This is a genomic window from Neisseria sp. HMSC061B04 (genome assembly GCF_001836705.1).
Taxonomy (GTDB): domain Bacteria; phylum Pseudomonadota; class Gammaproteobacteria; order Burkholderiales; family Neisseriaceae; genus Neisseria.
Window position 1 is genome coordinate 26,257 of the sequence record NZ_KV830240.1, and the last position, 23,681, is coordinate 49,937.

The window sequence follows — 23,681 nt, forward strand, 5'->3', positions numbered from 1 at the left end:
AGGGTTTGTTTTCAGACGGCCTCAACTTTCCATTTGGTGAGGAAGGGCTGATGCCTGCTTTATTGATTAAAGATTTTTTGCAGACGCAAGGTTTGAAGCTGCCTGCGGATGAGATACATGTTGCTTATTTGACTGCCCAGGCTGTGATTAAAATGGGCAATGCTTCGGTTGAGCGTTCGATTTTGTGGCCGTCTGAAAATGGTTGGCAGTTGGCGGATTATGTCGATGCCGAACATGAATGGTTGCTGAAACAGATTTTTATGGCTTTGGATTCGGTTGCCGAGCGCACCGAGCATTTGAAAAGTGCAGCGGTTTATACAGCGTTTCCGAAAGATGGCGCGTTGTCGCTGGTTCGTCTGAGCCGTTGGGGCGTGCCGTTGGAAAATGTGATTCCAATTGATGAGCCGACCGGGCAGGCTTTTTTGGCTGTGCGTACGGCGCAAAGCGGTTGGATGAATGTTTGTCAGAATGTGGCGTATTGGCAGGAAATTGGTGAATTGTCGGCCGAACGCAATCATCCCGGTTTGAGTCAGATTTCTGTTCCTGTCTGTATGCCCAGCGGTGCAGTTTTAGGCGTGGTACATGCTGAATTTGATGTCAAGGACGGTGCGCCTGACGAAGTGTTGATGGCCTGGATTGCCCTTGCATTAGCCTTGGCAGAACCTTTGAAAAACCTCTTGGGTGTGGCTGAAAACGAGGAAGCGGAAAATGAGTAACGCGTTGAAGTTTGTCGCGTCATGCCGTTTGCCTACGGAATGGGGTGAATTTACGATGCACGGCTTCGAAGAAGAGGGTGGGCAGGAACATGTCGCATTGACGATGGGCGATGTTTCAGACGGCCTGCCTGTGTTGTCACGTATCCATTCCGAGTGCTTGACCGGCGATGCTTTATTTTCGGTGAAATGTGATTGCGGCCCTCAGCTTCAAGCGGCAATGCAGGCTGTTCAGAAAGAAGGGCGCGGTGTTATCGTATATTTGCGCCAAGAAGGCAGGGGCATTGGTTTGATAAACAAAATCCGTGCGTATCGTCTGCAAGACCAAGGCTTGGATACGGTTGAGGCCAATGTTGCACTCGGCCTTCCTGTGGATGCGCGCGACTTTACTTTGGCCAAGCAGATTTATGATTATCTGCATATTCGTGAAGTCAGGTTGCTGACTAATAACCCTGAGAAAATTCAAACGTTGAAAGATTCCGGCATTAATGTGGTCGAACGGATTGCATTACATGTCGGCGAAAATGTGGAAAATGAGCGTTATCTGCATACTAAAGCGGATAAATTGGGGCATTTGATTTTCGATTGATAGACGGGCATAACGGTTATTTTTATTGTTAAATAAAATATTCTATATTCTTTCAATGGGATATGTTTTTATTTAAATAAAAACCTTGCGCGTAATCTGATTTTTTGATTTAATGTCGGCTTATCGGGTGATTAGCTCAGTTGGTAGAGCGTCTGCCTTACAAGCAGAATGTCGGCGGTTCGACTCCGTCATCACCCACCACTTTCCTTTTCATTGTCTTTGACAGTGGATGCGCGGTGGTAGCTCAGTTGGTTAGAGTACCGGCCTGTCACGCCGGGGGTCGCGGGTTCGAGCCCCGTCCGCCGCGCCATTATTTAAAAAGCACTGATTATATCAGTGCTTTTTTGTTTGTCTTATAAAGGCACAATTAAGCCACGAAAATAGAAACAGGTAAATAACCACAGTGTATTGAAATTGAAATACTGTTTAATCTTAATTTTCTTATGTTTTAAAAAAGGCCGTCTGAAACTTTTAAAGTTTCAGACGGCCTTTATTCTATTGAAACAATGGATTAAATATCCAATTCTGCCGTATCGCCTTCTTTTTCCATCCATGCGCGGCGGGCGGCGGCTTCGCCTTTGCCCATCAGTTTGACGAAGATGTCGCGTGTTTCGTCATCTGCGCCTTCGGGGATTTGTACCTGCAACAGGCGGCGGGTGTCGGGGTGCATGGTGGTGTCTTTGAGCTGGTCGGGGTTCATCTCGCCCAAGCCTTTGAAACGGCTGATGGAATAGGCAGTTTCTTTAACGCCTTCTTTTTGCAGCCGCTCCAAAATGCTGTCGAGTTCGTTTTGGTCGAGGGCATAGAATTTGCGGGCGGGTTTGCTCTTGCCTTGTGCGTTGACATCGACGCGGAACAGCGGCGGCTGGGCGACGTAGATGTGTCCGTCGGCAATCAGTTTCGGGAAGTGGCGGTAGAACAGGGTCAACAGCAAAACCTGAATATGCGAGCCGTCCACGTCGGCATCGGACAAGATGGCGATTTTGCCGTAACGCAGGCCGCTTAAATCGGGATTGTCGTTGATGCCGTGCGGATCAACGCCGATGGCGACGGAAATGTCGTGGATTTCGGCGTTGCCGAAGAGTTGGTCAGGGTGGACTTCAAAGCTGTTGAGCACTTTGCCGCGCAGGGGCAAAATCGCTTGTGTGGCTTTGTCGCGGGCGAGTTTGGCGGAGCCGCCGGCGGAATCGCCTTCGACGAGGAAGAGTTCATTTTCGCGGATGTCTTCGCTTTCGCAGTCGGTCAGTTTGCCGGGCAGGACGGCGACGCCGCTGCCTTTTTTCTTTTCAATCTTTTTAACCGAACGCATCCGCGCTTGTGCCTGACGGATGGCGAGTTCGGCGATTTTTTTGCCGAAGTCCACGTTTTGGTTCAGCCACAATTCCAGAGGGTCGCCCGATACGGCGGCAACGAGTTTCAATGCGTCGCGGTTGGTCAGTTTGTCTTTGGTCTGACCTTGGAACTGCGGGTCGAGGACGCGGGCGGAGAGGACGAAGGCGGTTTTGCCGAACACATCGTCGCTTTGTACTTTCACGCCGCGCGGTAGGAGGTTGTGCAGGTTGATGAAGTTGTTGACGGCGTTGAACACGGCTTGTTTCAAGCCCGCTTCGTGCGTGCCGCCCAACGGAGTAGGGATGAGGTTGACGTAGCTTTCGTTGGCGCAAGAGCCTTCTTCCAGCCAAGTCAGGGCAAATGCGGCGCCTTCGCCGATGCTGAAATCGCCGTTGTGGCCGTCTGAAATGTAGTTTTCACAAGAGAAGATAGGCACGGCTTCTTGCGCATCGGCAATCAGGTCGGTCAGATAGCTTTTCAGGCCGTCCGGGTAGTGCCAAGTTTGGGTGTATGCTTCGTCTTCGCCTTTAACCGGACGGGTCAGGGAAACGCGCACGCCGGGCAGCAATACAGCTTTGGCGCGCAATAAGCGCTCGAGTTCGGGAATGCTGTAATTCGGGCTTTCAAAATATTTGCCGTCCGGCCACACGCGCACTTCGGTGCCGCTGTCTTTGACGGCGCATTTGCCCACTTCAGTCAAAGGTTCAATGACGTCGCCACCGGAAAAGACGATGCGGTGGATTTTGCCTTCGCGCTTGACCGTTACCTCAAGGCGGGTGGAGAGGGCGTTGGTCACGGATACGCCGACGCCGTGCAGACCGCCCGAAAAGGCATACGCGCTGCCGCCGTCTTTTTTATTGAACTTGCCACCTGCGTGCAGACGGGTGAACACGAGTTCGACTACGGGTACGCCTTCTTCAGGGTGCAGCCCGACGGGAATACCGCGGCCGTTGTCGCGCACGGAAAGCGAACCGTCTTCATGAATTTGCACGTCAATTTCAGTCGCGAAACCACCCAACGCTTCGTCCGCCGCGTTATCAATCACTTCCTGACAGATATGGGTCGGGCTGTCGGTACGGGTGTACATGCCGGGACGTTCTTTGACCGGCTCCAAACCTTTGAGGACGGTAATGCTGGATTCGCTGTATTGATTGTTTTTAGCCATAGGAATAATGTAAAGGCCGTCTGAAAGGAAGAAAAACAACGCTTTCAGACGGCCTGAAAGCGTTGGGGTTATAGGTTTTCTATTGGATTGCGACGGATAAATTCTTCATAGCTTTCTATGCCGCGCAAGAAACGGGAAAGTTCGGTCAATGCGCCCAAATACACGCCGCGCTTGAAGTCGATGACTTCGTCAACCGGCGCCCAGTATTGGTGCCAGCGCCAGCCGTCAAATTCAGGATGGTGGCAGGCGCGGAGGTTGACGTCGCTGTCGCGGCCGACCAAACGCAAAAGATACCAAATCTGTTTTTGTCCGCGATACGAACCGCGCCATTCGCGGCGCACCCAGTGGCTGGGCACGTCATAGCGCAGCCAGTCGCGCGTGCGGCCGATAATTTTGACATGTTGCGGCAGCAGGCCGACTTCTTCGTACAACTCGCGGTACATGGCGGTCTCAGGGCTTTCGCCCGGCTTGATGCCGCCTTGCGGAAACTGCCAAGAATGTTCGCGTACGCGTTTGCCCCAAAAGACTTCGTTACGTTCGTTAATCAGGATAATACCGACATTGGGGCGATAGCCTTCTCTGTCTAACACGGGGTCGCCCTTCATTAAATTCAATCGTGCAATTTTCCCACAAATTGGGCGGTTTTGACAAATCTTGAGGCCGTCTGAATAAGCACACAGTTTTTTCCAGACGGCATGAAACCGTTTCTGAAAAAATGTTGTTTATGAATAAAACCATAGCTTCAGGCCGTCTGAAAAGGGAGAATTTTTTCTGCTTTAAGGTCTTGCATTCAAAAGCTTTTTGCCGTTTAATGCGAACCTTGCTGAATCAAGGGCAAAGGACACATGCCGGCCGCCCCCACAGTTTCCCTTTTGTAAGTGGCATCTGCCACCGCTGCAATATTTTTACCCCCCGAACAAAAGGTCTGAAACCATGAAAAAATCTTTGATGGCGGCGGCAATCTTGAGCCTCGTCTTGACTGCGTGCAGCGGCGGACAAGGAACCGCCGCAGAATCTTCCGCATCGCAAACTTCCTCTTCCCAAACCGATAAACTCAATATCTACAACTGGTCGGATTATGTCGATCCGGCCACGCTGTCTGCGTTTGAAAACAAAACGCATATCAACGTCCGCTACGATTACTACGACAGCAACGAAGCGCTGGAAGCCAAGCTACTGACCGGCAAGTCGGGTTATGACCTGGTTGCGCCGTCTATTGCCAATGTCGGCCGCCAGATTAAAGCCGGCGCATATCAAAAAATCGATAAATCGCAAATTCCCGATTACGCCAATATCGATCCCGATTTGTTGAAAATGATGGAAACCGTCGATCCGGGCAACGAATATGCCGTCCCTTATTTCTGGGGCATCAATACGCTGGCGATTAACAAGCAGCAGGTTCAAAAGGCTTTGGGTACGGACAAGCTGCCTGAAAACGAATGGGATTTGGTGTTCAACCCTGAATACACCCGAAAACTGAAATCCTGCGGCATCAGCTATTTCGACAGCGCCATCGAGCAGATTCCTTTGGCTTTGCATTATTTGGGCAAAGACCCGAACAGCGAAAACCCTGAGGACATCAAAGCCGCCGTCGATATGATGAAAAAAGTGCGTCCCGACATCAAACGCTTTACCTCGTCGGGCTATATCGACGATATGGCGGCCGGCAACCTTTGCGTATCGGTAGGCTATGGCGGCGACCTCAATATTGCCAAAACCCGTGCCAAAGAAGCCGGAAACGGCGTAGAAATCGAAGTATTGACACCGAAAAACGGCGTCGGTATTTGGGTGGATTCGCTGATGATTCCGCGTGATGCGCAAAACGTGGCCAATGCACACAAATACATCAATCACACGCTCAATCCGGAAACGGCGGCCAAAAACGGCAACTATGTAACTTATGCTCCGGCCAGCCGTCCGGCGCGGGATTTGATGGATGAAAAATACACCTCTGACGAATCGATTTTCCCAAGCAAAGAATTGATGGAAAAAAGTTTCATCGTCTCTCCCAAGTCAACCGATGCGAGTAAACTCAGCGTTCGCCTGTGGCAGGCTTTGAAAGCAGGGCGATAATTAAAATTGAAATTTGAATACTCAGGCCGTCTGAAACAGTTTTTCAGACGGCCTGAGTGTTATAATTGTCAACACTTTTCAAATATCCTATGAGGAGAAACAGCGTTATGAACAATTCAGTCATCACCGTCATCGGTAAAGACCGTGTGGGCATTGTGTACGACGTTTCCAAAATTTTAGCGGAAAACCAAATCAATATTCTCAACATCAGCCAGCAGCTGATGGACGATTTTTTTACCATGATTATTTTGGTGGACACTTCAAAATGCACCAAATCGCGTCAAGAGGTTTTGGATTTGTTTGCGGAAGAGAGCAAAAAACTCGCGCTTGATATCCGCATGCAAAACGAAGAAATTTTCCAAGCCATGCACCGTATTTAAGTCGGAGGGAGAGCCATGAGTATTCAATCCGGCGAGATTTTAGAAACCGTCAAAATGGTGGCCGACCAGAATTTTGACGTGCGCACCATTACCATCGGCATTGATTTGCACGACTGCATCAGCACCGACATCGATGTATTGAACCAAAACATTTACAAAAAAATCACCACTGTCGGCAAAGATTTGGTGGCGACGGCGAAACACTTGTCTGCCAAATACGGCGTGCCGATTGTGAATCAGCGTATTTCCGTTACGCCGATTGCCCAAATCGCGGCTGCAACCAAAGCCGATTCTTACGTCAGCGTGGCGCAAACTTTGGACAAGGCAGCCAAAGCCATCGGCGTGTCTTTTATCGGCGGCTTTTCCGCGCTGGTGCAAAAAGGCATGTCGCCTTCAGACGAAGTGTTGATCCGCTCCATTCCCGAAGCGATGAAGACTACCGACATCGTGTGCAGCTCCATCAATATCGGCAGCACGCGCGCCGGTATCAATATGGATGCGGTCAAGCTGGCAGGCGAGACCATCAAACGCACGGCTGAAATTACGCCCGAAGGTTTCGGCTGCGCGAAAATCGTCGTGTTCTGCAACGCAGTGGAAGACAATCCGTTTATGGCGGGCGCGTTTCATGGTTCGGGCGAAGCGGATGCCGTTATCAATGTCGGCGTATCGGGGCCGGGCGTGGTCAAAGCCGCATTGGAAAATTCAGATGCAACAACATTGACCGAAGTTGCGGAAGTCGTGAAGAAAACCGCTTTCAAAATTACCCGCGTGGGCGAACTCATCGGCCGTGAAGCCTCAAAAATGCTGAATATCCCGTTTGGTATTCTCGACTTGTCGTTGGCACCAACCCCCGCCGTCGGCGACTCGGTAGCGCGTATCCTTGAAGAGATGGGTTTGAGCGTCTGCGGTACGCACGGCACGACGGCTGCCTTGGCATTGCTGAACGATGCCGTGAAAAAGGGCGGCATGATGGCTTCCAGCGCGGTCGGCGGTTTGAGCGGCGCGTTTATCCCTGTTTCCGAAGACGAGGGCATGATTGCCGCTGCCGAAGCTGGTGTGTTGACACTGGATAAACTCGAAGCGATGACCGCCGTTTGCTCCGTTGGTTTGGACATGATTGCCGTTCCCGGCGACACGCCTGCTCATACCATTTCCGGCATCATCGCCGACGAAGCTGCCATCGGCATGATCAACAGCAAAACCACTGCCGTGCGCATTATTCCGGTTACCGGTAAAACCGTCGGCGACAGCGTCGAGTTCGGCGGCCTGCTGGGCTACGCGCCTGTAATGCCGGTTAAAGAAGGTTCGTGCGAAGTGTTCGTTAACCGCGGCGGCAGGATTCCCGCGCCGGTGCAGTCGATGAAGAACTGATTGGATTGATGAATAAAAAGGCCGTCTGAAATTTCAGACGGCCTTTTATGTTTGCAGGCTGATTATTTGAACATATTTTTAATAATGCCCATTACGCTGCGTGAAATGGCGTTGGTTACTTGGCGGTTGATTTGGCTGCCGATGGCATCGGCAACGTTGTAGCCCAAACCTTGGCCGGATTTTTTACGTCCGCCGCTCAAGCCGCCGAGCAATCCGCCGAGGATGCCGGGATCGGCATTGGCGGCTTCTTTTTCTGCGGCTTTTTGTGCTTTCTCCTGCTCTTTGACAGCATTTGCGGCTTCTTTTTCAGCGGCTGCTTGGCTGTCTGCTTCGGCTAAGGATTCAAAGGCGGAATAGTTGTCCACCATGTCTTTGTAGGTCGGATACAAATCGTCGTTTTGGAACAAGCGGTTGCGCTCTTCTGCGGTAAGCGGGGTCAAGGAAGATTGCGGCGGCAGGATAAGGGCGCGTTCTACCGGTTCGGGCATACCTTTTTCGTCGAGGAAGGAAACGAGGGCTTCGCCGACGCCGAGTTCGGCAATCGCTTCGGCAACTTTGATGTTTGGGTTGCTGCGGAAGGTTTCGGCAGCGGCTTTGACTGCTTTTTGGTCGCGTGGCGTGAAGGCGCGCAGGGCGTGTTGTACGCGGTTGCCGAGCTGTCCTAGGATGGTGTCGGGCAAATCGAGCGGGTTTTGGGTGACGAAATAGACGCCCACGCCTTTGGAGCGGATCAGGCGCACGACTTGTTCGATTTGTTCGACCAGCGCATTGGCGGCATTGTCGAACATCAAATGCGCTTCGTCGAAGAACATCACGAATTTTGGTTTGTCCAAATCGCCGACTTCGGGCAGGGTTTCAAACAATTCTGCCAGCATCCACAGCAAAAACGCGCTGTACATACGCGGCGAGCGCATCAGTTTTTCGGAGTTGAGGATGTTGATGATGCCTTCGCCGTTGTCGGTCTGCATCCAGTCTTGCAGGTTGAGGGAAGGTTCGCCAAAGAATTTTTCCGCACCTTCGTTCTCCAGTGTCAAAAGCTGACGCTGAATCGCGCCGATACTGGCGGCGGAGACGTTACCGTATTGCGTGCGGTATTCCGAGGCGTGGTCGGAAACGTGTTTCAGCATGCTGCGCAGGTCTTTTAAGTCCAGAATGTGCCAGCCTCTGTCGTCGGCAACTTTGAACACGAGGTTGAGCAGGCCTTCCTGCGTGTCGTTCAGGTTCATCAGGCGGGCCAAAAGCATAGGGCCCATTTCAGAAACGGTCACGCGCACCGGAATACCGGTTTCGCCGTAAACATCCCAAAAGCGCACGGGGAAACTTTGCAGCCATTGCTCGCCCAAATCAAACTCGGCGATGCGTTCGCTCACTTTGCCGCTGTTGGCACCGGCTTGCGCAATGCCTGACAAATCGCCTTTGACATCGACCAAGAATACTGGGACGCCTTCGCTGCTGAAGGCTTCCGCCATGCGGCGCAGGGTAACGGTTTTACCCGTACCGGTCGCGCCGGCGATCAAGCCGTGGCGGTTGGCCATTTTGCCTTGGATTTCGAGCGTTTTCCCGTCGGCACGTGCAATTTGAAATGTAGTCATGATTATTCCTTAGAATCCGTGATGTGAAACAATGTGTTGTCTTAAGAAACAAGCATTTTAACGTTTGCAGCGGGGGGATTCAACCAAGCAAAGTTTCAGACGGCCTTAAGTTTTGCAAAGGTTTTTGTGCAGTGATTGGACGGGGTTGAAATCTGCTATAATTCCATCCAACCCGCAACCGTCTGACAAGGCGGTTGTTTTCTTTGTTTTTTGAATATTTGTTACGAAAGCGAAAATCGGAATGACTGCACAACAAGCCCCGTTGGGCGAAAAAACCATGGCCGTGCTGATGGCGATGTTGGTCGCGCTGATGCCGTTTTCTGTCGATGCCTATCTGCCTGCAATTCCCGAAATGGCAAAGTCGCTGGGTTCGGACATCCACCGTATCGAGCAAAGCCTGAGCTTTTTTATGTTTGGCGTGGCGTTTGGCCAGGTGGTCGGCGGTTCGATTTCGGATATTAAAGGCCGTAAACCTGTCGCCTTGGTGGGCTTGAGCATTTACTTTGCCGCCGTTGTCGGTTTGACGATGGTGAATAATGTCGAGCAACTGCTGAACTTGCGTGCCGTGCAGGCGTTTGGTGCGGGGATGACCGTGGTGATTTCCGGCGCGATGGTGCGCGATTATTATTCCGGACGCAAAGCCGCGCAGATGTTTGCCTTAATCGGCATTATTTTGATGATTGTACCGCTGATGGCGCCGATGATTGGTGCAGGCTTGCAGAATTTGGGCGGCTGGCGCATGATTTTCGGTTTTCTGGCCTGCTATTCGCTGCTGCTTTGGGGATTAATGTGGTATTTCCTGCCCAAGCCGCACCAAAAAGGCAAAATCAGCATGGACGTGTTCGGCGTGGTAGCCGGCAGGTTTAAACGCGTTTTGAGGACGCGGGCCGCGATGGGCTATTTGTTTTTCCAAGCTTTCAGTTTCGGTTCGATGTTTGCCTTTTTGACCGAATCGTCGTTCGTGTACCAACAACTGTATCATGTTTCGCCAAACCAATATGCTTGGATATTTGCGCTCAATATCATTACCATGATGTCGTTTAACCGCGTTACCGCATGGCGTTTGAAAACCGGTACGCATCCGCAAAACATCCTCAAATGGGGCATTATCGTCCAATTCGTCGCCAATTTGCTGATGGCTGTTTTGGTGTTGTTGCTGTCTTTGCCGCCTTTGTGGGCTTTGGTGTTGTGCGTGATGTTTTCAGTCGGTACGCAAGGCTTGGTCGGCGCGAACACTCAAGCCTGCTTTATGGGCTATTTCAGCGAAGAGGGCGGCAGCGCAAATGCCGTTTTGGGCGTGTTCCAATCCCTCATCGGCGCATCGGTTGGCATGGCGACAACTTGGCTGCACAATGGTTCTGCCTTGGTAATGGCCGGTATGATGTTGAGCTCGACCGTGTGCGGTATCGTACTGTTGTGGGTTTGCTCGCATCAGGCTTGGATGGAAAACGATAAAAAAGAATATGTTTAACCTTCAGGCCGTCTGAAAACGGTTTCAGACGGCCTCGACTTTATATTGAAGAAATTAACCATGAGTACCAGCAAACAACGCCCCATCGGCGTATTTGATTCCGGCGTCGGCGGCTTGACCAACGTCCGCGCCTTGATGGAACGCCTGCCGATGGAAAACATCATCTATTTCGGCGATACCGCACGCGTTCCTTACGGCACCAAATCCCGAGCCACCATCGAAACCTTCGCCATGCAGATTGTCGATTTCCTGCTGGAAAACGATGTTAAAGCACTCGTCATCGCGTGCAACACCATTGCCGCCGTTGCCGGACAAAAAATTCGTCAAAAAGCAGGCAATATGCCCGTATTGGACGTCATCTCCGCCGGTGCGGAAGCCGCTTTGCAAACCACCAAAAACAACCGAATCGGCATTATCGCAACCAACACTACCGTCAACAGCAACGCCTACGCGCGCGCCATCCATTCGCAAAACAACGACACACTGGTGCGCACACAAGCCGCGCCCCTGCTTGTGCCATTGGTAGAAGAGGGCTGGCTTGATCACGAAGTCACCCGCCTGACCGTGCGCGAATACCTGAAGCCGCTTTTGGCTGACGACATCGACACGCTGGTGTTGGGTTGTACCCACTTCCCACTGCTCAAACCGCTTATCGGCCGTGAAGCACAAAACGTTACCTTGGTCGATTCCGCCATTACCACCGCCGAAGCCACCGCCAAAGCCTTGGCGCAAGCAGGTTTGCTAAACACGGAAAACGACAATCCGGATTACCGCTTCTACGTCAGCGACATCCCCCTGCGCTTCCGTACCATCGGCGAACGCTTCTTGGGCAGAAGTATGGAGCAGATTGAAATGGTTACATTGGGTTGATGGGTAATATTAAAGGCCGTCTGAAATTTCAGACGGCCTTTGCTTTATAGCCAACTCGAACTTAAGCCATGAAATCCAAACCTATGTCCAACGAGCGGCTGCTGTGGGTCAGATAGCCGAGGGCGATGCCATTCACGCCGGTTTGCGCCACGCGCTTCAGGCGGTTGAAGCCGATGCCGCCCGATGCTTCGCAATAGACAGTGTGGGGGTGGGCGGTTTGCGTGTGGCAGCGGTTTGCCGCTTCTTTCAAGGTTTCGTCGTCCATGTTATCCAGCAAAATCCGTTCCGCACCCGCCACGAGGGCTTCGTCCAGTTGTGCCAACGTGTCCACTTCGATTTCCACGCAGGTCAACGGTCCGACCGCCTGTTTTGCCTGCTGCACGGCTTGGGCGATGCTGTCGCAATAGGCAAGATGGTTGTCTTTGATGAGCACGGCGTCGTCCAAGCCCATGCGGTGGTTTACGCCGCCGCCCGCCCTGACGGCGTATTTTTGCAGGACGCGCAGCAGGGGGATGGTTTTGCGGCTGCATACGATGTCCACATTGTAACCGGCAACTTCGGCTACTGCGCGAGCGGTAGCGGTGGCGATGCCGCTCAAGTGTGTGAGGTAATTGAGTGCAGTGCGTTCGGCGGCGAGCAGCGCGCGGGCGTTTCCATCAACGCTAGCAAGCGTCTGACCTGCGTGAACGGCTTGTCCGTCTTGGATTTCAGCTTGGAAACGGACGGATGGATCCATCGTCTGAAAGGCGAGGCGCGCCAAGTCCATGCCGGCGATGACGCCGTCTTCGCGGCTGACGAGGAAGAGTTTGGCGGTTTTGTCGGGCGCGATGACGGCGGCGGACGTAATGTCGCCGCGCCTGCCCAAATCTTCGCTCAGGGCTTGTTCGACCATGGGGCGCAACAGGGTGTCGGGCAGGGGGAAGAGGGTGTTTTCAGACGACATGGGGTTTCCTTTGTTGAAAAATATTGGTGTTGCGGCAAGGGTAAAACTTCATTTGAGGCCGTCTGAAAACGGGCTAACGGCTGCCCAGCGGCAGTCCGATGTCCGAAATCAGCCTGTCGGGCAGGACGTCGTCGCGGAAGCGGTAAAGCTGCGCGGGGCGGCCTTTGCTGCCCGATACGCCGGTATCCGACGGCTCGATGAGGTTTTGCTGCTGAATCTGGCGGCGGAAGTTTTGCTTGTGCAGCAATCTGCCGCTGATGGCTTCGACGCTGTTTTGCAGTTGCAGCAGCGTGAATTCGGGCGGCATCAGTTCGAAAATCACGGGGCGGTATTTGATTTTGGCGCGCAGGCGGGACAGGGCGGTCGCCAGCACGCGGCGGTGGTCGTGGCGCATGGGCTGCCCCGTTAGCGCGAAGTCGAAGTTTGCCTGCGGCTCGGCGGCTTCCGCTATCAGGCCGCTTTCATACAGCATTTCATAGCGTTGTAAAACATATTCTTCCGACCAGTTTTCCGGCTCGACCCCCCAGCACAAATGAATGCGCTTGAGCCGCTTTTGGCGCACTTCCTCCGTGTCCGCCGAGTTTGCCCAAATGCGCAGGCGGCTGACGATGGCGTCGCGCTGCCCGCCGTCGGTACGCAAATCTTCCCACGGAAAATAGCCGTAGCAGTCCTGCCATTTCGCATCCGGGTGCAGGATGCTGTCGGCCGCCTCGCGCACCAGCCCCAGATAGCTGACGTACAAGACAGGCAGGCCTTGCTCGTTTTGACGGCGCGTATCGACAAAGGTGTAAAGTTGTTCCACATAGCCCATGGGCTGAGATGTCTGCTTGGCGACCCACATCCTGACCCCTGCCTGCAAGGAGTGGCGAAGCGGTGCAAGCAGGCCGTTGGGCAGCAGTGCTCCTTGGGCAACGGTCAAAACCCTCAAGCTGCCGTTTGTAATGGCGATCAGTACAGGAACCAGTTCGACGATACTTTGCGTATTGGCTGCTGTTTCAGGATAGGCATCCATGCGTGGCTTTCATTCAAGAGAAAACCTTATTGTAAACCAAAGCGGTTTTCAGACGACCTTGCATATTATACTCAAGTTGAGCATAATATAAAAACTATTTGAAACATAAACGGCAAACCTTTATGCCGTCTGAAAAAAACAGTCACAAGGAAACATCATGCAAACCGCCGCCCGCCGCTCGTTCGATTACGATATGCCCCTCATTCAGACGCCGACTTCTGCCTGCCAAATCCGTCAGGCGTGGGCGAAGGTTGCCGACACGCCCGACCGCGAGACGGCAGGCCGTCTGAAAGATGAAATCAAGGTTTTGTTGAAGGAGAAAAACGCGGTCTTGGTGGCGCATTATTACGTTGATCCGCTGATTCAGGATTTGGCTTTGGAAACGGGCGGATGCGTGGGCGATTCGCTAGAGATGGCGCGCTTCGGCGCGGAATACGAAGCCGATACATTGGTGGTGGCGGGTGTGCGCTTCATGGGCGAGAGCGCGAAAACCCTCTGCCCTGAAAAAACGGTGCTGATGCCTGATTTGGAAGCGGAATGTTCTTTGGATTTGGGTTGTCCCGAAGAGGCGTTTTCGGCTTTTTGTGACCAACACCCCGACCGCACGGTGGTGGTGTACGCCAACACTTCCGCCGCAGTGAAAGCGCGTGCCGACTGGGTGGTTACGTCTTCGGTGGCGTTGGAAATCGTGTCGCATTTGAAAGCGCGCGGCGAGAAGCTGATTTGGGGACCCGACCGCCACCTCGGCGACTACATCCGCCGCGAAACGGGCGCGGATATGTTGTTGTGGCAGGGTTCGTGCATTGTTCACAACGAATTTAAAGGGCAGGAGCTGGCGGCACTGAAGGCGGAGCATCCCGACGCGGTGGTGCTGGTTCATCCCGAATCGCCGCAAAGCGTCATCGAACTGGGCGACGTGGTCGGCTCGACCAGCAAACTGCTCAAAGCCGCCGTATCGCGTCCCGAAAAAAAATTCATCGTGGCGACCGATTTGGGCATCCTGCATGAAATGCAAAAGCAGGCGCCCGACAAAGAATTTATCGCCGCCCCGACGGCGGGCAACGGCGGAAGCTGCAAAAGCTGCGCGTTCTGCCCGTGGATGGCGATGAATTCGCTGGGCGGCATCAAACACGCCCTGACAAGCGGACACAACGAAATCCTGTTGGACAGAAAGCTGGGCGAAGCCGCCAAACTGCCTTTGCAGCGTATGCTCGACTTCGCGGCAGGGCTGAAGAAAAAAGATGTGTTCAACGGCATGGGCCCCGCCTGATTTGCCGTCCATATTATAGTGGATTAAATTTAAATCAGGACAAGGCGACGAAGCCGCAGACAGTACAGATAGTACGGAACCGATTCACTTGGTGCTTCAGCACCTTAGAGAATCGTTCTCTTTGAGCTAAGGCGAGGCAACGCCGTACTGGTTTAAATTTAATCCACTATACCGTTTCAGACGACCTTTCAAACAAGGACAACACCATGCAAGCCGATTGCGACGTATTGATTGCCGGAAACGGGCTGGCGGCGCTGACGCTCGCCCTGTCGCTGCCTGAATCGTTCCGCATCGTCATTTTGTGCAAGAACCGGCTGGACGACACCGCCAGCCGTCATGCGCAAGGCGGGATTGCGGCGGCGTGGTCGGGAGAGGACGACATCGAAAAACACGTTGCCGATACCTTGGAAGCGGGCGCGGGCTTGTGCGACGAAGCCGCCGTCCGCACCATCCTGTCGCAGGGCAAACCGGCAATCGAATGGCTGCTGGCGCAGGGCGTGGCGTTCGACCAAAATAATAACGACCTGCACCTGACGCGCGAAGGCGGGCATACCTGCCGCCGAATCGCCCACGTCGCCGACTACACGGGCGAAGCCGTCATGCAGAGCCTGATTGCCCAAATACGCTGCCGTCCGAACATCCGCGTTTACGAGCGGCAGATGGCGTTGGACGTTCAAACCGAATCAGGCGCGGCATGCGGACTGACCGTCCTCGACCGCCGAACGCAAGAAACCTACCGCATCCACGCCCGCCATACCGTACTCGCAAGCGGCGGCTTGGGACAGATTTACGCCACCACCACCACGCCGCCCGAATGCACGGGCGACGCCATCGCCATGGCGATACGCGCAGGCTGCGTAGTCGAAAACCTCGAATTTATCCAATTCCACCCTACAGGCTTGGCAAGGCCGTCTGAAAACGGTCGCACCTTCCTGATTTCCGAAGCTGTGCGTGGCGAAGGCGGCATCCTGACCAACCAAGCGGGCGAACGGTTTATGCCGCATTACGACCGCCGCGCCGAACTCGCGCCGCGCGACATCGTTGCCCGCGCCATCGCCGCCGAAATCGCCAAACAAACGCAAGACTTCGTCTCGCTCGACATCAGCCATCAACCCGCAGCGTTCGTCCGTCAGCATTTTCCGTCCATCCATCGACACTGTTTATCCCAATGCGGCTTGGACATCACGCGCCAAGCCATCCCGGTCCGCCCCGTGCAACACTATACCTGCGGCGGCATCCAAACCGACCCTTGCGGCAGAACCTCCCTGCCGCAGCTCTACGCCTTAGGCGAAACCGCCTGCACAGGGCTGCACGGAGCCAACCGCCTCGCCAGCAACTCCCTGCTCGAATGCGTCGTTACTGCCAGACTTGCCGCCCAAACCATCGCGGACGGACAAGCATTCCAAACCGTATCGTCCCAAAGGTCGTCTGAAAACCCCCTCGCTGAAGCAGGCATCTTTTCAGACGACCTCCAAAACACATTCAGCCGCCCCGCCCTGCAAGCGTTCAACCAACGCCATCTGGGCATCCTCCGCAACGATACCGGCCTGCGCCACGCCATCGCCCAACTGCGGCTTTGGAAGCAAAACCAAACCGCGCCGCGCACCGCGTCCGAATACGAAGACCGCAATCTGCTCGAATGCAGCCTCGCCGTCGCCCAAGCCGCATACGCAAGGCGGCAAAACATCGGCGCGCATTTTAATAGTGATTGTTAAGGTTGGCTGGCCAGTAAAAATCGTTCAAATAAATTTGAATAGCATGATTGAAAAGTTGGTATTCAGTCTTTATGGTTGCGTAAGTTGGGTTATTACTCTGTTTTAAAAGCAGAAAGGCCGTCTGGAATGTTTTTCAGACGGCCTTTCTACTTCCTTAATATTTTATCTGCCTGACTGTGCCCACACGTTTTGCAGGTAGGCGTAGGTCAGCTCGGCGGTGCCGGCCACCAGCGCGATGTCGCTGCCCAAGTCTTCGGATTTGCCCACTCCGATGGGCAAGGCGCCGGCGGCTTTGATGGCGGCGACGCCGGCGGCGGCGTCTTCAATGCCGATGCATTGGCGGATGTTCACGCCCACGCCCTCGGCGGCGGCGAGGAAGATGTCGGGGGCGGGTTTGGAATGCGCGACGGCGGCAGGGTCGGCGACGGCGTCGAAGAAGTGGGTCAGCCCCATGCGCTCCAGCAGGAACGGGCCGTTTTTACTGGCGGACGCGAGGGCGATTTTTTTGCCGTTTGCCCTCAATGCTTCCAGTAGCGGCAAAATGCCGGGGTACACGTCTTCGGGTTTGACTGCCTGAATCATTTCGACGTAGTTGTCGTTTTTGCGGCTGGTCAGTTCGGCGAACTCGGCTTCGCTGACGGTTTTGCCGCCGTGTGCGAGGATGCGTTTGAGCGAATCGTCGCGCGACACGCCTTTGAGCTGCTCGTTAAACTTGCGGTCGATGCTGATGCCCAGTTCTTCGGCAAGCTTTTTCCATGCGCGGTAGTGGTATTCGGCGGTATCGGTGATGACGCCGTCGAGGTCAAAGAGGACTGCGGTAAAAGTCATTTTGCGCCCTCCTTATTTTTCTAACGCGACGGTGTGGCTGCCGTTGAGCGTGATGTCTTTGCCGTACACCTGCAAATCGAGCGGCTCGCCTTTGAGCAGGGTGAAGACCACGTTTTCTTTGCCGACGGCGACTTTAATCAGACGGCCTCGGTAGTTGATGTGGAAGGCGTAGCCTGTCCACGCACTCGGCAGGAACGGGGCGAAGCTGAGTTTGCCGCCCCAAGTTTTCATTTGGGCGAAACCTTGGACGATGGCGAGCCACGAGCCGGTCATGGAGGTGATGTGCAGGCCGTCTTCGGTGTCGTTGTTGTAGTTGTCCAAGTCCAGGCGGGCAGTGCGCTGGTACATTTCCACGGCTTTTTCTTCTTTGCCCAGTTCGGCGGCAAGGATGGCGTGGATACAAGGCGACAACGAGCTTTCATGCACGGTCATCGGTTCGTAGAAGTCGAAGTTGCGGCGTTTTTCGTCTATGTTGAAACGGTCACCGAAGAAGTAGATGCCTTGCAATACGTCCGCCTGTTTGATGAATGGCGAACGCAGGATTTTGTCCCACGACCATTTCTGGTTGAGCGGCAAATCGTCGGGCGAAAGTGCGGACACGGGGCGGATGTCTTTGTCGAGGAAGCCATCGTGCTGCACGAATACGCCGAGTTCTTCGTCATGCGGACGGTACATATTCGCACTGATGTCCGCCCATTTTTCCAACTCGGCGGCACTCACGTTCAAATCCGGACGCGGGTATTTCGCCAGGGCTTCGCGGGTGTAGTCCAATACCCATGCGGCGAGGGTGTTGGTGTACCAGTTGTTGTTGATGTTGTTTTCGTATTCGTTCGGGCCGGTTACGCCGTGAATCATGTATTTGCCGTTGCGTTTGGAGAAGTGGACGCGGTCCGCCCAGAAGCGGGACACTTCGACCAAGACTTCCAAGCCTTCTTTGGCAAGATAGCTTTCGTCGCCGGTGTAGTTGGTGTAGTTGTAGATGGCGTAAGGAATCGCGCCGTTGCGGTGGATTTCCTCGAAGGTGATTTCCCATTCGTTGTGACACTAGATGCCGGTAAACGTCACCATCGGATAGAGTGCGCCTGCCAAGCCCTGTTCGCGCGCGTTGTGCTGCGCCTGCGGCAGTTGGTTGCGACGGTATTGCAGCAGGTTGCGGGTAACTTCGGGTTCCGCCAGTGCGAGGTAGAGTGGTACGGCGTAGGCTTCGGTGTCCCAATAGGTCGCGCCGCCGTATTTTTCGCCGGTAAAGCCTTTCGGGCCGATGTTCAGGCGTGCGTCTTCGCCGTAGTAGGTGGAGAACAGTTGGAACAGGTTGAAACGGATGCCTTGCTGCGCTTCGTCGCTGCCTTCGATGACCACGTCGGCGATTTCCCAACGGTGCAGCCAGCCTGCTTTGTGTGCGTCCAACAAGGTTTCAAACGCAACGCCTGCGATTTTTTCCGACAAGGCGCGGCCTGCGGCTTTCACTGCTTCCAAGCCTTGATAATCGCGGCTGGTGGTAACAATCACGCGTTTTTCAAAGGTTTCGGGCGTGCCGCCGACTTCGGCTTCGAAAGAATTGGAGACCTGCCAATCGGTTTGGCTGCCGCCGAGGGCTTTGAAGCTGCCGGCGAAGGTTTGCTCGGAGTTGACGATGAATTGTTCCACGCCGAAGGGATTGGCGACGGTTTGGGTGGCAATGTAGGAGCGGTCGTCTGAAACGCCTTTGTCCAATACTTGCCAGAATTTTTCTTCGTAGTTGGAGTCTTCGTTTTTCACGTCGGCGTCGATGATGGAATCGATGCGGACTTGGTGGGTTTTGCCGTCAACGGATACGGCTTCCCAGCGGATGAGAGCCAGCTCTTTTTGCGCGACGGACAGGAATTTGCACACATCGAAACGCACGCCGAATACGGTGAACGAGCGGCGCAACACGCCGTGCTGCATATCGAGTTCGACGGAGAAGTCGGCAACGTCGTTTTTCGCCAAGTCCACTTCTTGACCATCGACAAAGATTTTGACTTTGCTGAAATTGAGCGCATTGATGGCTTTGCCAAAATATTTAGGATAGCCGTTTTTCCACCAGCCGACGCGGGTTTTGTCGGGGAACCACACGCCGGCGATGTAGGTACCCAAGTGACTGTCGGCGGAGTAGGTTTCTTCAAAGTTGCCGCGCATGCCCATATAGCCGTTGCCCAAGCTGGTCAGGCTCTCTTGCAGTCGTTTGTGCTCTTTTTCCAGTTTGGTCGAACGCAGTGTCCAAGGGCTGACTTCCATGATTCTCGTGTACATTTATGAAGCTCCTGTTATTAAAATTGTCAGATCGGCAAAGGTTTCAGACGGCCTTTGCCGATGGTGTTGAAACGGATTATTCGCCGTGGGTCTCTTTAATCAGGCATACTGAGAAAGCCCCCATCAGCAAGACTGCGCCGGCAACCAAGAACATGGTTGCCTGATGGCTGCCCAGCATAGGGAAGAGGACGAAACTCAGCAGCGAAGCGACGATTTGAGGCATACAGATAGAGCCGTTGAACAGGCCCAAATAAGTACCCATGTGTTTGCCTGAGAGGGCATTGGTCACAATCGTCAAAGGATAGGTAATGATACCGGCCCACGCAATACCGATTAAGGTATAAGACAACACCAGCGCGTATTGGTTGCTGATGAAGAAAACGGAGAAGAAACCGAGCGCACCCAAAGCCAAGCAACCGAAATAACCGGCTTTATGGTATTTATTCGGTACTTTTGCCAGAATAAACGAGCAGATAACAGCAGCAATGGATTGTACCGCCGCCAAAACGCCGTACCAGTTGCCTGCTTCTTGGTAGCCTACGGAAGAAGCATCGGTTGTCTGCCAAACGTTTTCCGCAATCGCGCCTGCCGAGTAAGTCCACATATATTGGAAGGCAAACCAGCAGAAGAATTGTACCAAAGTAACCGTCCAAAACGCTTTAGGCGCGGTTTTCAAAAGTTCGAACCAGTTGGCTTTTTCCTGATTCGCAGCGACGTCGATGCCGTGATAGCGGGCGTAGGTTTCCGGATCGTATTCTTTGACTTTGAAGATGGTGAACGCACTGGTAATAATCAGCAATGCCGCGCCCACATAGAATGCTACGACAACAGTCTGCGGCACGACGCCTTTTTCGGCCGTGTTCGCCAAACCGATATACGCGAACACAAACGGCAGAATCGCCGCCACAACTGCACCCGTATTCGCTAAGAAACTTTGAATGCCGTAGGCGTAGCTTTTCTGCTCCTCGTTGACCATGTCGCCGACCATCATCTTAAACGGCTGCATCGCCATATTGGAAGATACGTCCAACAGCGCAATCATCAGCGCGCCGAACGACAAAGCCGCCAAAGAAGCGTAGCCAAAACCGAAGCTGCCCGAGTTGGGCATCAGAATCATCACGATGACGGCAATCAGCGTGCCGTAAAGCAGATAGGGCAGGCGGCGGCCACCCAGGCGCGGCATCCAAGTGCGGTCTGAGTAGTAGCCCACAATCGGCTGCACCAGCATACCGGCCAGCGGCGGCAGGATGAAAAACCAGCCCAAATTGTGCGGGTCAGCGCCTAGCGTTTGAAAAATTCGGCTCATTTGCGAGCTTTGCAGGGTAAAGGCCGTCTGAACGCCGAGATAGCCGAAGCTCAGCATCCAAATCGTACTTTTTGCCAGTGAGGGCAAACCTTGTTTTGTTGTTTTTTGCGTATGTTCAGACATGAGGCAAATCCTTATTTTAAAAGTATTTGTATTGGGAAATCTGAAATTGTTTTTAGCGCGGTGTTTCTTTGTCGTTATTATTTGTTTATGTACTTTCAAGGATATAGGCGCATTTTATGGAGCGTATCGAATATTGGCAATGTTTGTTCAAAGATAAACTGGCTTAAATCAAATTTTTTACGGTTTCGTGTTGAAAATTTTGGAGAATGAAAGCATTGGTTCGGCTTTGCTGCATCTTGTGATGCTGATTTCTATTTTCAGACGGCATTTGAACAAGCAGGTATTTGAGCAATCGGTTAAAATGGGCCGTCTGAAATTTGTTTGAGCGAATCGAGAAAAAACCATGTCCCAACAATACGTCTATTCTATGCTGCGCGTGAGCAAGGTTATGCCGCCGCAGAAAACCATCATTAAAGATATTTCCCTTTCCTTCTTCCCCGGCGCGAAAATCGGCCTGCTCGGTTTGAACGGCGCGGGCAAGTCCACCGTGCTGCGGATTATGGCGGGTGTGGATAAGGAATTCGAGGGCGAAGCCGTGCCGATGGGTGGCATCAAAATCGGCTATCTACCGCAAGAGCCGGAGCTTGATCCTGAAAAAACCGTGCGTGAGGAAGTGGAAAGCGGTTTGGGCGAAGTGGCTGCGGCGCAGAAACGTTTGGAAGAAGTGTATGCCGAGTACGCCAATCCTGATGCGGATTTTGATGCGCTGGCGGAAGAGCAGGGCCGCTTGGAAGCGATTATTGCGGCAGGCTCGTCCACGGGCGGCGGTGCGGAACACGAATTGGAAATTGCTGCCGATGCGCTGCGCCTGCCGGAATGGGATGCCAAAATCGGCAATCTGTCCGGCGGTGAAAAACGCCGCGTTGCCTTGTGCAAACTCTTGTTGAGCAAGCCCGATATGCTGCTGCTGGACGAGCCGACCAACCACTTGGATGCGGAATCGGTCGAATGGCTGGAGCAATTCTTGGTGCGCTTCCCCGGTACGGTGGTCGCGGTAACGCACGACCGCTACTTCTTGGACAACGCCGCCGAATGGATTTTGGAACTTGACCGCGGCCACGGTATCCCATGGAAAGGCAATTACTCGTCTTGGCTGGAGCAGAAAGAAAAACGCTTGGAAAACGAGGCGAAATCAGAAGCTGCGCGCGTGAAGGCGATGAAGCAGGAATTGGAATGGGTGCGCCAAAATGCCAAAGGCCGCCAAGCCAAGTCTAAAGCGCGTTTGGCGCGTTTTGAGGAAATGAGCAACTACGAATACCAAAAACGCAACGAAACTCAGGAAATCTTTATCCCTGTTGCCGAGCGTTTGGGTAATGAAGTGATTGAATTTGTGAACGTTTCCAAATCGTTTGGCGATAAAGTGCTGATTGACGATTTGAGCTTCAAAGTGCCTGCGGGCGCGATTGTCGGCATCATCGGCCCGAACGGCGCGGGTAAATCGACGCTGTTCAAAATGATTTCGGGCAAAGAGCAGCCTGATTCCGGCGAAGTGAAAATCGGCCAAACCGTAAAAATGAGCCTGATCGACCAAAGCCGCGAAGGTTTGCAAAACGACAAAACCGTGTTCGACAACATTGCCGAAGGCCGCGACATTTTACAGGTTGGTCAGTTTGAAATTCCAGCCCGCCAATATTTGGGACGCTTCAACTTCAAAGGCAGTGACCAAAGCAAAATCGCAGGTCAATTGTCTGGCGGCGAACGCGGTCGTCTGCACTTGGCAAAAACTTTGTTGAGCGGCGGCAATGTGTTGCTGCTAGACGAACCGTCTAACGACCTTGATGTAGAAACCCTGCGCGCGCTGGAAGACGCATTGTTGGAATTTGCCGGCAGCGTGATGGTGATTTCGCACGACCGCTGGTTCCTCGACCGCATCGCTACGCATATTCTGGCTTGTGAAGGCGACTCTAAATGGGTGTTCTTCGACGGCAACTATCAGGAATACGAAGCCGATAAGAAACGCCGTTTGGGCGAAGAGGGCGCAAAACCGAAACGTATCCGTTACAAACCGGTAACACGTTAAGCAGGTTTTCATGAAAAGATAGTGTATTGCACAGTCAAATATGTTTACATTTCTTGACGTTGTAAGTATTCGCACCCCGACTTGTTCGGGGTGTTTGTTTTGTTTTGAATAGATTTAATGTTTTAATTTATTCTTTATTTTCAATAAATTGAAAATCGCCGGCGAAAGCCTGATTTAATTTTTTATTTATATCTTTCCACTTGGAAATCTTGGCCAATCTTCAACAGAGTAAACGCTATTACCGCTAGTTTGCGCATTAGTGCTACCAGTATCACTTTTAGAGGCTTATTTTTTAACTTCAGACGGTTGATGAGGGCGGGGAATGCGTTGCTTCTATAGGCTACCAATGCCGGCATAAAAAGTGCTTTTCTTGTGTCGGCCTTGCCTATTTTGGATATTCGGCTTTTGCCTTTTACGCTTGTCCCTGATTCGTGTTGTTTGGGATCTAAACCGATAAAGGCTACAAATTGCTTTGATGTTTTAAATTCGTGTTTTTTATAGGTTGAGAGCAAAACAGAAGCGGCGGTTTCTCCTATGCCTGTTATTGTCATCAGGCGTTTTCGGTTTTGGCCGTATTCGAGGTGTTGTTTGTAGAATTGTTTGATCTGTTGCTTTACGGCTTTAATTTGGGCTGTCA

At 53.1% G+C, this 23,681-nt stretch carries 18 protein-coding genes, 2 tRNA genes and 1 pseudogene; 12 read left to right on the top strand and 9 right to left on the bottom strand.

The window, feature by feature from the left end; all coding sequences use genetic code 11:
* The first annotated feature begins 50 nt into the window (after nt 1–50).
* The 4 genes from HMPREF2661_RS10950 (at nt 51) to HMPREF2661_RS10965 (ending at nt 1,612) form a co-directional block, all read left to right on the top strand.
* Nucleotides 51–716, top strand: a complete 666-nt coding sequence (locus HMPREF2661_RS10950; protein WP_070823792.1) for a hypothetical protein — start codon at nt 51–53, stop codon at nt 714–716.
* Entirely contained in the window at nt 709–1,302 is a 594-nt protein-coding gene (ribA, locus tag HMPREF2661_RS10955; RefSeq protein ID WP_003685106.1) for a GTP cyclohydrolase II, read from the top strand. The genes HMPREF2661_RS10950 and ribA overlap by 8 nt, the downstream gene beginning before the upstream one ends.
* A gap of 125 nt (nt 1,303–1,427) precedes the next feature.
* Nucleotides 1,428–1,503, top strand: a tRNA-Val gene (locus HMPREF2661_RS10960).
* Between the two features lie 32 nt (nt 1,504–1,535).
* A tRNA-Asp gene (locus HMPREF2661_RS10965) sits at nt 1,536–1,612 on the top strand.
* Nucleotides 1,613–1,813: 201 nt separating this feature from the next.
* Here the strand turns inward: HMPREF2661_RS10965 and parE are convergent.
* Together parE and HMPREF2661_RS10975 are read right to left on the bottom strand one after the other, a co-directional pair.
* Entirely contained in the window at nt 1,814–3,799 is a 1,986-nt protein-coding gene (gene parE / locus HMPREF2661_RS10970) for a DNA topoisomerase IV subunit B (protein WP_070823793.1), read from the bottom strand.
* Between the two features lie 68 nt (nt 3,800–3,867).
* The gene (locus HMPREF2661_RS10975) at nt 3,868–4,404 is read right to left on the bottom strand and encodes an RNA pyrophosphohydrolase (RefSeq protein WP_003747493.1); all 537 of its coding nucleotides are present in this window, start codon (nt 4,402–4,404) and stop codon (nt 3,868–3,870) included.
* A 328-nt stretch (nt 4,405–4,732) separates the two neighbouring features.
* Between HMPREF2661_RS10975 and HMPREF2661_RS10980 the strand changes: the two genes are divergently transcribed.
* The 3 genes from HMPREF2661_RS10980 to HMPREF2661_RS10990 all read left to right on the top strand — a co-directional run bounded on the left by HMPREF2661_RS10980 (nt 4,733) and on the right by HMPREF2661_RS10990 (nt 7,623).
* The gene (locus HMPREF2661_RS10980; protein ID WP_070823794.1) at nt 4,733–5,872 is read left to right on the top strand and encodes a polyamine ABC transporter substrate-binding protein; all 1,140 of its coding nucleotides are present in this window, start codon (nt 4,733–4,735) and stop codon (nt 5,870–5,872) included.
* A gap of 107 nt (nt 5,873–5,979) precedes the next feature.
* Nucleotides 5,980–6,252: an ACT domain-containing protein gene (locus tag HMPREF2661_RS10985; protein WP_003680574.1), complete on the top strand. Its 273-nt coding sequence runs from the start codon at nt 5,980–5,982 to the stop codon at nt 6,250–6,252.
* A gap of 15 nt (nt 6,253–6,267) precedes the next feature.
* The gene (locus HMPREF2661_RS10990) at nt 6,268–7,623 is read left to right on the top strand and encodes a PFL family protein (RefSeq protein WP_070823795.1); all 1,356 of its coding nucleotides are present in this window, start codon (nt 6,268–6,270) and stop codon (nt 7,621–7,623) included.
* 62 nt (nt 7,624–7,685) lie between these two features.
* Here HMPREF2661_RS10990 and HMPREF2661_RS10995 read toward each other — a convergent pair whose 3' ends face one another.
* Complete coding sequence (locus HMPREF2661_RS10995) at nt 7,686–9,215, bottom strand: helicase HerA-like domain-containing protein (RefSeq protein WP_070823796.1); 1,530 nt, start codon at nt 9,213–9,215, stop codon at nt 7,686–7,688.
* A gap of 241 nt (nt 9,216–9,456) precedes the next feature.
* On the opposite strand from HMPREF2661_RS10995, the gene HMPREF2661_RS11000 reads away from it, so the two are divergent.
* Both HMPREF2661_RS11000 and murI read left to right on the top strand, forming a co-directional pair.
* Nucleotides 9,457–10,686, top strand: a complete 1,230-nt coding sequence (locus HMPREF2661_RS11000) for a multidrug effflux MFS transporter (protein ID WP_070823797.1) — start codon at nt 9,457–9,459, stop codon at nt 10,684–10,686.
* A gap of 60 nt (nt 10,687–10,746) precedes the next feature.
* Complete coding sequence (murI, locus tag HMPREF2661_RS11005; protein ID WP_003747483.1) at nt 10,747–11,556, top strand: glutamate racemase; 810 nt, start codon at nt 10,747–10,749, stop codon at nt 11,554–11,556.
* Between the two features lie 61 nt (nt 11,557–11,617).
* On the opposite strand, the gene nadC is transcribed toward murI, so the two are convergent.
* Together nadC and HMPREF2661_RS11015 are read right to left on the bottom strand one after the other, a co-directional pair.
* A complete protein-coding gene (gene nadC, locus HMPREF2661_RS11010) occupies nt 11,618–12,499 on the bottom strand; it encodes a carboxylating nicotinate-nucleotide diphosphorylase (protein WP_070823798.1) in 882 nt (293 codons plus the stop codon).
* A gap of 73 nt (nt 12,500–12,572) precedes the next feature.
* Nucleotides 12,573–13,511, bottom strand: a complete 939-nt coding sequence (locus HMPREF2661_RS11015) for an NUDIX hydrolase (RefSeq protein WP_036493882.1) — start codon at nt 13,509–13,511, stop codon at nt 12,573–12,575.
* Nucleotides 13,512–13,668: 157 nt separating this feature from the next.
* Here HMPREF2661_RS11015 and nadA point away from each other — a divergent pair, with 157 nt between their 5' ends.
* Together nadA and nadB are read left to right on the top strand one after the other, a co-directional pair.
* A complete protein-coding gene (gene nadA, locus HMPREF2661_RS11020; protein ID WP_070823799.1) occupies nt 13,669–14,781 on the top strand; it encodes a quinolinate synthase NadA in 1,113 nt (370 codons plus the stop codon).
* 206 nt (nt 14,782–14,987) lie between these two features.
* The gene (gene nadB / locus HMPREF2661_RS11025; protein WP_070823800.1) at nt 14,988–16,496 is read left to right on the top strand and encodes an L-aspartate oxidase; all 1,509 of its coding nucleotides are present in this window, start codon (nt 14,988–14,990) and stop codon (nt 16,494–16,496) included.
* A gap of 162 nt (nt 16,497–16,658) precedes the next feature.
* On the opposite strand, the gene pgmB is transcribed toward nadB, so the two are convergent.
* The 3 genes and pseudogenes from pgmB to HMPREF2661_RS11040 all read right to left on the bottom strand — a co-directional run bounded on the left by pgmB (nt 16,659) and on the right by HMPREF2661_RS11040 (nt 21,024).
* Nucleotides 16,659–17,324 carry a beta-phosphoglucomutase gene (gene pgmB, locus HMPREF2661_RS11030; RefSeq protein WP_049323068.1) on the bottom strand — a complete coding sequence of 222 codons (666 nt, stop codon included), beginning with the start codon at nt 17,322–17,324 and terminating at the stop codon, nt 16,659–16,661.
* Between the two features lie 12 nt (nt 17,325–17,336).
* Nucleotides 17,337–19,595: pseudogene (locus HMPREF2661_RS11035) on the bottom strand (glycoside hydrolase family 65 protein).
* Nucleotides 19,596–19,671: 76 nt separating this feature from the next.
* Nucleotides 19,672–21,024: an SLC45 family MFS transporter gene (locus HMPREF2661_RS11040; protein ID WP_036493892.1), complete on the bottom strand. Its 1,353-nt coding sequence runs from the start codon at nt 21,022–21,024 to the stop codon at nt 19,672–19,674.
* A gap of 343 nt (nt 21,025–21,367) precedes the next feature.
* Between HMPREF2661_RS11040 and ettA the strand changes: the two genes are divergently transcribed.
* Nucleotides 21,368–23,044, top strand: coding sequence for an energy-dependent translational throttle protein EttA (gene ettA, locus HMPREF2661_RS11045; RefSeq protein ID WP_070823801.1), 1,677 nt, complete (start codon nt 21,368–21,370; stop codon nt 23,042–23,044).
* A 182-nt stretch (nt 23,045–23,226) separates the two neighbouring features.
* On the opposite strand, the gene HMPREF2661_RS11050 is transcribed toward ettA, so the two are convergent.
* The coding region (locus HMPREF2661_RS11050; protein ID WP_141760003.1) for a transposase at nt 23,227–23,681 on the bottom strand (455 nt) is incomplete at its 5' end.

What these genes read in the sequence shown, in the direction of transcription:
- nadC (WP_070823798.1), bottom strand. Translation starts at nt 12,499, where the DNA reads ATGTCGTCTGAAAACACCCTCTTCCCCCTGCCCGACACCCTGTTGCGC.
- ribA (WP_003685106.1), top strand. Translation starts at nt 709, where the DNA reads ATGAGTAACGCGTTGAAGTTTGTCGCGTCATGCCGTTTGCCTACGGAA.
- HMPREF2661_RS10950 (WP_070823792.1), top strand. Translation starts at nt 51, where the DNA reads ATGCCTGCTTTATTGATTAAAGATTTTTTGCAGACGCAAGGTTTGAAG.
- HMPREF2661_RS11015 (WP_036493882.1), bottom strand. Translation starts at nt 13,511, where the DNA reads ATGGATGCCTATCCTGAAACAGCAGCCAATACGCAAAGTATCGTCGAA.
- ettA (WP_070823801.1), top strand. Translation starts at nt 21,368, where the DNA reads ATGTCCCAACAATACGTCTATTCTATGCTGCGCGTGAGCAAGGTTATG.
- HMPREF2661_RS11000 (WP_070823797.1), top strand. Translation starts at nt 9,457, where the DNA reads ATGACTGCACAACAAGCCCCGTTGGGCGAAAAAACCATGGCCGTGCTG.
- murI (WP_003747483.1), top strand. Translation starts at nt 10,747, where the DNA reads ATGAGTACCAGCAAACAACGCCCCATCGGCGTATTTGATTCCGGCGTC.
- pgmB (WP_049323068.1), bottom strand. Translation starts at nt 17,324, where the DNA reads ATGACTTTTACCGCAGTCCTCTTTGACCTCGACGGCGTCATCACCGAT.
- HMPREF2661_RS10980 (WP_070823794.1), top strand. Translation starts at nt 4,733, where the DNA reads ATGAAAAAATCTTTGATGGCGGCGGCAATCTTGAGCCTCGTCTTGACT.
- HMPREF2661_RS10975 (WP_003747493.1), bottom strand. Translation starts at nt 4,404, where the DNA reads ATGAAGGGCGACCCCGTGTTAGACAGAGAAGGCTATCGCCCCAATGTC.
- HMPREF2661_RS10990 (WP_070823795.1), top strand. Translation starts at nt 6,268, where the DNA reads ATGAGTATTCAATCCGGCGAGATTTTAGAAACCGTCAAAATGGTGGCC.
- nadA (WP_070823799.1), top strand. Translation starts at nt 13,669, where the DNA reads ATGCAAACCGCCGCCCGCCGCTCGTTCGATTACGATATGCCCCTCATT.
- nadB (WP_070823800.1), top strand. Translation starts at nt 14,988, where the DNA reads ATGCAAGCCGATTGCGACGTATTGATTGCCGGAAACGGGCTGGCGGCG.
- HMPREF2661_RS10995 (WP_070823796.1), bottom strand. Translation starts at nt 9,215, where the DNA reads ATGACTACATTTCAAATTGCACGTGCCGACGGGAAAACGCTCGAAATC.
- parE (WP_070823793.1), bottom strand. Translation starts at nt 3,799, where the DNA reads ATGGCTAAAAACAATCAATACAGCGAATCCAGCATTACCGTCCTCAAA.
- HMPREF2661_RS10985 (WP_003680574.1), top strand. Translation starts at nt 5,980, where the DNA reads ATGAACAATTCAGTCATCACCGTCATCGGTAAAGACCGTGTGGGCATT.
- HMPREF2661_RS11040 (WP_036493892.1), bottom strand. Translation starts at nt 21,024, where the DNA reads ATGTCTGAACATACGCAAAAAACAACAAAACAAGGTTTGCCCTCACTG.